This is a genomic window from Idiomarina baltica OS145 (assembly GCF_000152885.1).
Classification (GTDB): domain Bacteria; phylum Pseudomonadota; class Gammaproteobacteria; order Enterobacterales; family Alteromonadaceae; genus Idiomarina; species Idiomarina baltica.
Genome location: NZ_CH672407.1, coordinates 1 through 9987 on the forward strand (window position 1 = coordinate 1; position 9987 = coordinate 9987).

Here is a 9987-nt window from a genome sequence, read left to right on the forward strand (position 1 = left end):
TTACGTGACGTATACCAGTTAGCTGTGAAGAACGATCCAGCTTTACTCCGGGCAGCCGCCGAGCGTGATGCCGCACAAAAGAACGTCGATATCGCTAATTCCGCATTCTGGCCACAGATCGCGGGCGAAGTTGGCATCAGTGATTCTTCATCAGAATCATTCCAGCCAGGCTTAGGCACATACAAGCGCGATTCAAATGGCTGGAGCGCTGGCGTTAGCTTAAATCAAAACATTTTTGACTGGAGCACATGGAAAGAGTCAGATATCGCTAACAAACAAGCCTATCGCGCTGAAGTCGCTTATCAAGCCGCGGAACAATCATTGCGCTTACGCGTCGTAAACGCCTACTTTGGTGCACTGCAAGCAAAAGACGACTTAGCCTTTGCCCAATCTGAAAAACGAGCAATCGAGCGCCAGCTAGAACAGACTAAACAACGGTTTTCAGTCGGACTGACTGCGATTACTGACGTTCATGAAGCGCAGGCTCAATATGACAGCGCTGTTGCTCGCGAAATTCAAGCGCGTAACGCCGTTGAAATTGCGATGGAAAATATTCGCGAAATCACAGGTCAGTATCCGCAATCCTTAGCCGGTCTCAATACCGATACTTTTTCGCCTTCTGACCCTCAGCCTGCGGAAGTCCTCCGTTGGGTTAAAAAGGCTGAAAATAACAATCTAAATCTCATGCAAAGCATGGTGAATGTTGACATCGCCGAGCAGCAGATCGAAGTTAATCAAGCCGGTCACTACCCGACTGTTGGCTTAACAGCAAGCTACAGTACTCAAGACAGTGAAACCACGATCGACGGTACCACCATAGACTTACCTCGACTTGACACGCGCTCTATTGGTGTAAAAGTTTCTGTACCAATCTTCAGCGGTTTCCGGACCTCATCACAAGTTGCTCAGGCACGCGACAACTATGTTGCTGCAAGCCAATCAATGGTGGAAACTCAGCGCTCGGTTGAGCGTCAAGTTCGCAATGCCTACTACGAGGTCAATGCATCAATTGCGAGTATCCGTGCATTCCAGCAAGCAGTAACCTCAGCCGAGAGTGCACTAAAAGCAACGGAAGCAGGCTTTGAAGTGGGTACTCGGACTATCGTCGATGTACTTAACAGTACCCGTAATTTGTTCGATGCACGCCGTAATCTAGCGCAGGCACGCTACGGCTATATTCGTCAGCGTATCAACCTCGAACAAACGGTTGGGGAATTGCAAGCTGATGATTTGCAAGCCATCAACGAAAGCCTCTCTGAAAATGTTGATAGCACGGCGGCTGAATAAGTCGTTCAATTAAGCTTCAACACTGAACGTGCAGTGAATGGTCGGTTCACTGCACGTTTTTGATTTGTGTTAATCTACGTATTATTCGTTCCAAAATAAGAACTGTGTCCGTGATCGAACAACCCAAGTTTAAACTCTATTTTTTACACCCTAAGTTCTGGCTAACTTGGCTCGGTGTTATTTTCCTTTATTCTGTTTCATGGTTACCGTATCGCCTACAGATCGCCATGGGTAAAGGCTTGGGCCGATTGTTAATGAAGGCGTTACCGCGTCGAGTCGCCATTGCACGCCGTAACTTAGCACTGGCATTTCCCGATAAACCGGCCGATGAGATCGAACGATTAGTTAAGAAAAACTTAGAAAATACGGGAATCGCCTATTTCGAAGTGGGTATCGCGTGGTGGTGGCCGAATTGGCGTATCAAACGCAAGCTGCACGTCCATGGCGAAGAAAACCTAAGAGATGCTCAAGAAGGCGGCAAAGGCGTATTAATGCTCTTGTTCCACTTCTTGAGTTTAGAGGTTCATGCACGTTTACACGGCTTTGTTGAGCCTGCAGTTGGACTCTATCGTCCTCACAACAATGCCGTTATGGAGTACTTACAGACTAAAGGGCGCGCGCGTTCAAACAAGTATATGATCCAACGTCGCGATGTAAAAGGCATGGTCAATGCTATCAAGAACGGTGAAATAGCCGGTTATTTACCGGATCAAGACTATGGCCGTCGCCGCGTCGTATTCGCTCCCTTTTTCGCAGTCCCTGACGCTTCTACAACCACCGGCACCATGCTGTTCGCCAACCACAAAAACTGCAACGTTATTGTCAGTCGTTGCGTTCGACGTGAAGATGGCACGGGCTACGATGTTTACTACGAGCCTAAGTTAGTCAACTTCCCGATAGGCGATGACCTCGCCGACGCAACGCTCATTAACCAACTGGTTGAGCAAGCCGTATTGAAAGCGCCTGAACAGTACCTATGGGTCCATCGACGCTTCAAAACACGACCCCAAGAGGATATGCCGAGCTACTACAGCTAAATGCCGCTCGCATTTTCGCTCAGTAAACGCGACCAAACACGACGAACTGCATCACGCTCTGTGGTTAAGTCGTGTTGGCTTAACGCATCTTCGCCCTGTAATGCCAACGCATGGCTCTCACAGCGAAAAATTTGATACGCGTTGATAAGATCTTGTGCTTCCACAGGATCGATTAAATGACACTGTTCGGCGCAAGTTAGGATACGAATATTGTCCGAATACTCGGTCAATTGTGGATAATCATGCGCATAGTTGAGTACTAGATACTGCGCAATAAACTCGATGTCCGCTATCCCGCCTGGATCTTGCTTGATATCGAAGTGAGTGCCCCCGCTTGAAAGATGTGCCCGCATCTTTTGGCGCATCGCAAGAATATCTTCCCGTAAGCTAGTTGCTTCTCGCGTACGCGACAAAATGGCGCAACGGATATCTTGTAAGTCAGCTTGCACAGCATCGGTCCCGTATATCGGGCGCGCACGCACCAAAGCCTGCAACTCCCAAGTCCATGCATCATCGCGTAAGTAGCGGATAAACGAATCTAACTGCGTTACCAATAAGCCAGCTTGACCAGAGGGTCTTAAGCGTAAATCAACCTCGTATAAAACTCCCGCCACGGTTCGTGTAGTAAATAAGTGCAGAATACGCTGCGCCAATCGCAAGTAAAATTGTTGCACTTCGATAGGTTTGGCATCATCAGTGTAGCCTTCGTACTGCGCGTGAGTCACAAAGACCAAATCAAGATCTGAGCCATATCCGAGCTCCAACCCCCCTAGCTTACCGTATGCCAGTACGCCAAAGCCCGTATCCTGTATCGAACGTCCTGGCGGTGTGCCGTGACGCTGCGCCATTTGTCGCCAAGCCAGATGCACGACTTCTGCGGTCACCGCCTGAGCCAAATAACTCAAGTGGTCACTTACTTTCATAAGCTCTAAGCCACCCGTGATATCCGCAGCCGCAATTTTAAGCTGCAACACCTGTTTCGCTTGCCGTAACGCATCCATTTGTGACTCTAAATCATCTTCGGGCGTGCGTATCAGAAACTCATTGAGTACGCTTGGGTAATCAGTCAAATCAGGTAGTTGGTACAAGTGCTGCGGATCGATCAGCTCGTCGAGTAGAATAGGATGCAGTGCCAATTGCTGCGAAACCCACGGTGAAGCGGCACACAGACGACAAAGTTGAACTCGGGCGCCTGGGTTTTCGGCCAACAACTCAATGTAAGCTGTTCTACTCATAATGGCGCGAATAACAGTAAGCACACGCTCAAGAATCGTCATCGATTGAGGTTGCGCTATCATCTGCCGAAATAACAATGGCATTAAACGCGCTAATGCGGCTCGACCTCGCGGCCCCGAACTTCGCTTACGAGCTTCACTGCGAAATTGCTTGATTAAACGCCAGATACCGTCAACATCTTGCTCACCTTCTGCAGCAATAATTTCCAGTGCCGCGTCGTCTTCGAGCATATCTTGCCATAGCACTTGTAGACTTTGCTCTTCCTCGTCGCACTCAGATCCTTCACCTACCACTTGCTTAAATTCATTGTGAATAAAGTCCATCGCTTGAACAATGCGTTGCTCAAGCTGAGCAAAGTCTTCCTCACCCATGAGATAAGCAAGTTTCTCTTGCGCTGATTCATCGTGAGGTAGCTTTTGCGTTTGCTCATCAGCTAATTGTTGCAGTCGATGTTCAACTTCACGAAGCAACTCATAGGCTTGCAGTAGACGTTTTGCCACTGACCCTTGGAAGATGTCGAGGTTGACCATTGCCTCGTATGCACGATAGATTGAGCGCGTTTGTAACGACTTCTCGCGTCCACCACGGATCAACTGATGGGCTTGGGCAATGAACTCAACTTCTCGTATCCCACCCGCTGCTAACTTAATATTACCCTGTGCGCCCTGTCGCCTGGTCTCCTGAGTAATCAGAAGCTTCATTTTGCGCAGCGCTTCAATAGCACCGAAATCAATGTAACGTCTGTAGACAAACGGCCGGATGAGTTCTTGAAATGCATTTGTCTGCTTCTTGCCTAAACGATTGAGCAGCCGTGCCTTTACCATCGCATAGCGTTCCCAGTCACGCCCTTGCTCCTGATAGTAATGCTCTAAAGCCGCTAAGCTCGTGACCAGCGGGCCTGACTGTCCAAAAGGCCGAAGCCGCATATCGACACGAAACGCTTGACCATCAAACGTGTTTTCATCCAAAACAGCGATTAACGCCTGAGCTAACCGAGTAAAAAACACGGAGTTTTCTACCGACCGCGAGCCGCCCTGTGTTTCACCCTGCTCTGGATAATAAAAAATAAGATCGATATCAGAGGAAAAGTTGAGCTCACGACCGCCGAGCTTGCCCATACCGAGCACATAAAGATGCTGCAGTTCGCCATCAATATCGAGCGGACGCCCTAAACGTTGATAAAAGCGCTGTTCAAGCCAGTGTAATGATTCGATAATCAATGTATCGGCGAGTTCCGAATAAAAGGCGAGTGATTCAGCTAAGCTGCGTTGACCTTGCCATTCTAATAGCGCACTCGCTGCCATGTGAGCATGCCTGAATCGCCTCACAGCAGCTTTTAGTTCATTCTCGGACTCAACCGCTGCAATATGAGTTAAAAAAGCCGCTCGAATCTCATTTGCCGAAATCGGTTCAAGCCACGCTGCGGCTAACGCTTCGGGATACCGCTCAGCTACCTCGCCAATAAAAGAGGAGACGGCGACACCATGACGTAGTGAATTGAGCATGCCTTGCGGTAAACGGATCTGCTCGTGAATACGCTGCCAAACTGGCTCCGAGGCTTCAATAAAGTGTTTTGCCGGTACTCGGTCTAATCGGTTTTGCATGGTCACCCACTTATTGCTGCCAATAAGGTTCACGACGTAATGCCGCCTTGCGTGAGTACTCTAAAGCAGTTAGTAAGGATTCGCGTTGAACTTTTTGCCATTCCAGTAATTTCTCATCGGCAAGATCATCACTGTTTTTTACCATTTCATGTAGAATGTGGAGCGCGTTAATTTCACGAATCCCCCGCGCTAGGTCAAGCCACGGCGAACGGAAGTTATCACGCTGCTGAGCATCGTACAGCTGACCTAAGCAGGTACCTAGCATTAAGCTATGTTGTAAAGCCGGCAACAACTTTAAATAACGCTCTTCTGACATATCCTCAACTTCCTCGAACGCCGCTTGAACGTCTTTCCAGTCGTTGCGTAAAAGTTCTGTACTCCAACTTTGACAAGGCTGCTCAAGCGCCTCGTTAGTCGGCTTTTCCATTAAAAATTGAGACAAATCGAGCAATACACATTGATAACTATCAGAACGCACCACCTTGACCAATTCTGCTAATTGTATCACTTGCTGTTGAGTATCCTCTAAATGCTCGTACAAACTTGATTGCTTTTTTAACGCTCGATGATAAGCGCCATCTTCGGCCGTGAGCTCAGCCAATCCTTCAAAACGCTTTAGCCAGCTTAGCGACTGGTGGATTTCCGCTAATTGTTCAGGCAGATCGCGACAGTCAATGTCGAGACTTCTCAGCTGATCAATGACTGCGCGGCAAAGATAAATTCCGTCGGCCATACCTTGAGCAGCGCGAACGTGGGCGTGATACTCCAGACATGCCTCGTTGTGTTGCCAATGACGCAAACCGTACTCGAGCGCCTTATAAAGTGCGTCGGCGAGCGAATAATCCGAATTAATATCAACAAAGTGCGTTTGAACAAAGGGTTCCAACGCACTCTTTCCTGCTAATAAGTAACCACGCGCGGCTTTACTGAGAGAACCCATTCGTGCGTTCGCTTTTTTCACGAGACGTTCCGCTAAACGATAGACATCAGCAAGGTCGCCGCCTTGTAGCTCTAGCTCCATCTCAACGATTCGTTCTGTTTTTTCACCCGCGACAATCTCACCCATATCAAGCACAAGTTCAATCTGACCATCCCCGCTTGGAATGTGCCATTTGTGGCGAGTGAAGTCCGTTTTGAAAAGCGCTTGTAGATCGCGCTGGATATCGTATACAGGGAAATCATCCGGCCATATCCCCTCATCAAATAAGGTGATATCCGGCTCCATCGAGTCAACATTAAGGTTATATTCTGGTCGTTCGTGCATGCCGCCAAGAACTCGACCTGCCAACTTGATTGTTTGCTCTAATTGATCTCCTGAACGTCTGATACGTAAACCCATATCATACTGTCGTAAACGCAGATCGCTGGTATCAAAGTATGCGTTCGCCAATTCGAGCGCCTGATAAGACGATTCTGCCCCGTGCTCTTGAGCCACGGTTCGACATTCATTGAGTGTATTCTCACGCTGTTGTGGCTCAATTAATAGTTTGAGCTCAATTTCTTGTGACATGTTGGGATACCCAGTGCTGGAAGCTTTGTGCTAAAGGTACTGACTTGTTTCCAAAGGGTCAATAAACATTGTTTTCAAGGCTTTATTGACAGCCATCGAGAAAATATGCAACGTGGCCTTGGAAAGTCTTTACCGGCGCAAAAATAATCGTATACTTGCGCCCGATTCCCATCGTTGGGGAAGCACGCCGAGCTTCGGCCTGGCCAAACAGGAGATGCTATGTTCAAAGCGAGTGAGGTGCTATCCAAAAGCCATCAGGCAGAGGATCTGAAGTCCTTACAGCAAGCGATAACCGACAATTATATCGTCGATGAAGATGCATATATGCGTGAGTTGTTGCCGCTGGTGCCATCAGATGATGACGCGGTTAGTACAGTGACGGAGCGCGCCGCCAAGTTAGTCGAGCAAGTGCGAGAGCAGGCCGACAATGGTATGGTCGATTCGTTTTTGCAAGAGTACAGCTTAGACACCAAAGAGGGTATCATCCTCATGTGTCTTGCCGAGGCTCTGTTACGTATTCCCGATGCAGCCACTGCAGACGCTCTGATACAAGACAAATTATCAGGCGGTGATTGGCAAAAGCATATGGGCCAAAGTGCTTCATGGTTAGTTAATTCCGGTACTTGGGGGTTAGCGCTTACCAACGGCGTTATCAATCCCACCGGAAAAGCGATGGAAACGCCACGAGGCACCTTCCGCCGCATGATCCGCAAGCTAGGTAAACCCGTGGTTCGTAAAGCAACGTATGCCGCGATGCAAATTATGGGTAAACAGTTTGTTTTAGGCCGTACGATTGAGGAAGCCTTAAAAGAAAGTCGTGAAAATCGCGACAAAGGCTATACCCACGCTTACGATATGCTCGGCGAAGCCGCATTAACGATGAGTGATGCAGAGTACTACAAGCAACAGTACGTCAATTCGATTAAAACCATCACCAATGAAAAATTCAATAATCCGGATGCACCGCGCCCCACGATTTCTATCAAACTATCGGCGTTGCACCCGCGTTACGAGGCATCAAACCACGAACGCGTATTAACTGAGTTGGCGACGACGCTCACCGACCTCGTCAAGCTTGCGAAAGAAGCTGATGTTGGCGTGACCATCGATGCTGAGGAGGTGGATCGCCACGAATTATCACTCGAGTTATTCGAAAAAGTGTATCGGAGTGGTGTGTGTAAAGGCTGGCCGCGCTTTGGTTTGGTGGTTCAAGCCTACTCTAAGCGCGCATTGCCCACCTTATGCTGGATTACTGCGCTTGCCCGCGAGTGCGGCGATGAAATTCCTGTACGTTTAGTAAAAGGTGCGTACTGGGATAATGAGATTAAATGGAGTCAAGAGAATGGTGTCACAGGATATCCTGTGTTTACCCGCAAGGCTCACAGTGATCTTTCTTATATTGCCTGCGCACGTTACTTACTAAGCGATGATACGGATGGTGCCATCTATCCACAGTTTGCAACTCATAATGCGCAGACCATTATGTCCATTGAGCACATGAACGAGACGCATAAGCGCCGCATTGAGTATCAACGCCTACATGGTATGGGTGATAATCTTTATGACACGCTGATGAAGCAGAAGCCAGGTATGGTTGTGCGCATATATGCGCCCGTGGGTCCTCATCGCGATCTATTACCTTACTTAGTGCGCCGCTTACTCGAGAACGGTGCTAACTCGTCATTCGTTCATAAGCTACTTGATGCTGATACACCCGTCGACGAATTGGTTGTACATCCGCTGAAGACAGCAATGCGTCACGAAGTTTATGCTAACGACAAGATTCCACTTCCTCCTGCAATGTATGAGGAACGCAAAAATTCATTAGGATTGAATATGAATATTCACTCACAAGCAGATGATTTCATTGCCGCAGTACAACAGTATCGCGACAAACAATGGCAAGGTGGCCCAATTGTTGACGGTAAGACCGTAGAGACCGACCACCAAGTAAGCATCACTAGCCCGCAAGAGACTACAAAACAAGTGGGTAGTATTTATTGGGGCGATAAAAAGCTTGCTGAACAAGCATTGCAAAGCGCTAATAAAGCCTATCGTGCATGGCGTGAGGTGCCGGTTGACGAACGTGCGACCTGCCTCGAAAAATTTGCCGACTTAATGGAAGCTAACCGTAATGAATTAATTGCGCTGTGTTCCGTTGAGGCGGGCAAAGGCTTGCAAGACGGTATTGATGAAGTCCGTGAAGCCGTTGATTTCTGCCGCTACTATGCGAAAGAAGCGCGTAAATTAATGGACGGCGAGATTCAGTTGCCAGGTCCCACAGGCGAAGACAACAAACTGAAACTCGAAGGTCGCGGTACCTTTATTTGCATCAGCCCGTGGAACTTCCCTCTTGCTATTTTCGTTGGCCAAGTCGTCGCTGCACTGGTAACCGGTAACTCTGTTATCGCTAAACCAGCTGAGCAAACTGGGCTTATAGCATATCGTGCAGTACAACTTGCTCTAGAAGCCGGTGTGCCAGGCAATGTCTTGCACTTTATGCCAGGTAGTGGTGCCGAAGTCGGTAGTTTCCTGACTTCTCAGGAAGACATCGGCGGTGTTTGCTTCACAGGCTCTACCTATACAGCACAGGCAATCAACCGCGCTTTAGCAGCGCGCACTGGGCCTATCGTGCCGCTGATTGCCGAAACAGGCGGTCAGAATGCCATGTTAATCGATTCAACGTCGCTACCTGAGCAAGTGGTCACTGATGTTGTCGCAAGTGCATTCCAAAGTGCCGGACAGCGCTGCTCAGCACTGCGTGTTTTGTTTGTCCAAGATGATATTGCGGATCGTATTTTCGACTTACTGCTCGGTGCGATGGAAGAACTTGAAGTCGGCGATCCGTTGTTGCACGAAACCGATGTCGGTCCAGTCATTGACGGTATTGCTAAAACTAATTTGGAACAGCATATCTCAGATATTCAACAAGCGGGTCGTCTGATCGCTCGAGCGCCGATGCCTGATTATACTCAAGGCGGCACTTTTGTTGCGCCAACGGCTATTGAAATCGACAGCATCAGCCAGTTAGTCAAGGAAAACTTTGGTCCAATTCTTCATGTCATCCGCTACAAAACTGAAGAGTTGGATGATGTAATCGACAGTATCAACGGCACAGGTTACGGCCTTACATTTGGCATCCATAGCCGTAACGAAACGTTCGCGTATGACATCGCAAGCCGCGTTGATGTCGGTAACGTTTACATCAACCGTAACCAAATCGGTGCGATTGTCGGCGTTCAACCATTCGGTGGACGTGGTATGTCAGGTACTGGGCCGAAAGCAGGTGGACCGCACTACCTCACGCGTTTCA

Annotated in this window: 5 protein-coding genes; 3 read left to right on the top strand and 2 right to left on the bottom strand. The window is 48.6% G+C overall.

Going from position 1 to position 9987, the window contains the following annotated elements; translation table 11 throughout:
* Nucleotides 1–1287 (top strand): outer membrane channel protein TolC (gene tolC / locus OS145_RS09145; RefSeq protein ID WP_006956101.1); only part of this gene is annotated, 1287 nt, incomplete at its 5' end.
* 110 nt (nt 1288–1397) lie between these two features.
* On the top strand, nt 1398–2324 hold the full coding sequence (lpxL, locus tag OS145_RS09150; RefSeq protein WP_006956102.1) for an LpxL/LpxP family Kdo(2)-lipid IV(A) lauroyl/palmitoleoyl acyltransferase: 927 nt from the start codon (nt 1398–1400) through the stop codon (nt 2322–2324).
* On the opposite strand, the gene glnE is transcribed toward lpxL, so the two are convergent.
* Together glnE and OS145_RS09160 are read right to left on the bottom strand one after the other, a co-directional pair.
* The gene (gene glnE, locus OS145_RS09155; RefSeq protein ID WP_083773272.1) at nt 2321–5164 is read right to left on the bottom strand and encodes a bifunctional [glutamate--ammonia ligase]-adenylyl-L-tyrosine phosphorylase/[glutamate--ammonia-ligase] adenylyltransferase; all 2844 of its coding nucleotides are present in this window, start codon (nt 5162–5164) and stop codon (nt 2321–2323) included. The two genes, lpxL and glnE, sit on opposite strands and share 4 nt — an antisense overlap.
* A gap of 10 nt (nt 5165–5174) precedes the next feature.
* Complete coding sequence (locus OS145_RS09160) at nt 5175–6674, bottom strand: CYTH domain-containing protein (protein WP_006956106.1); 1500 nt, start codon at nt 6672–6674, stop codon at nt 5175–5177.
* Nucleotides 6675–6893: 219 nt separating this feature from the next.
* Here OS145_RS09160 and putA point away from each other — a divergent pair.
* Nucleotides 6894–9987, top strand: a 3094-nt coding sequence (putA, locus tag OS145_RS09165) for a bifunctional proline dehydrogenase/L-glutamate gamma-semialdehyde dehydrogenase PutA (protein WP_006956107.1), incomplete at its 3' end; no start/stop codon positions are given.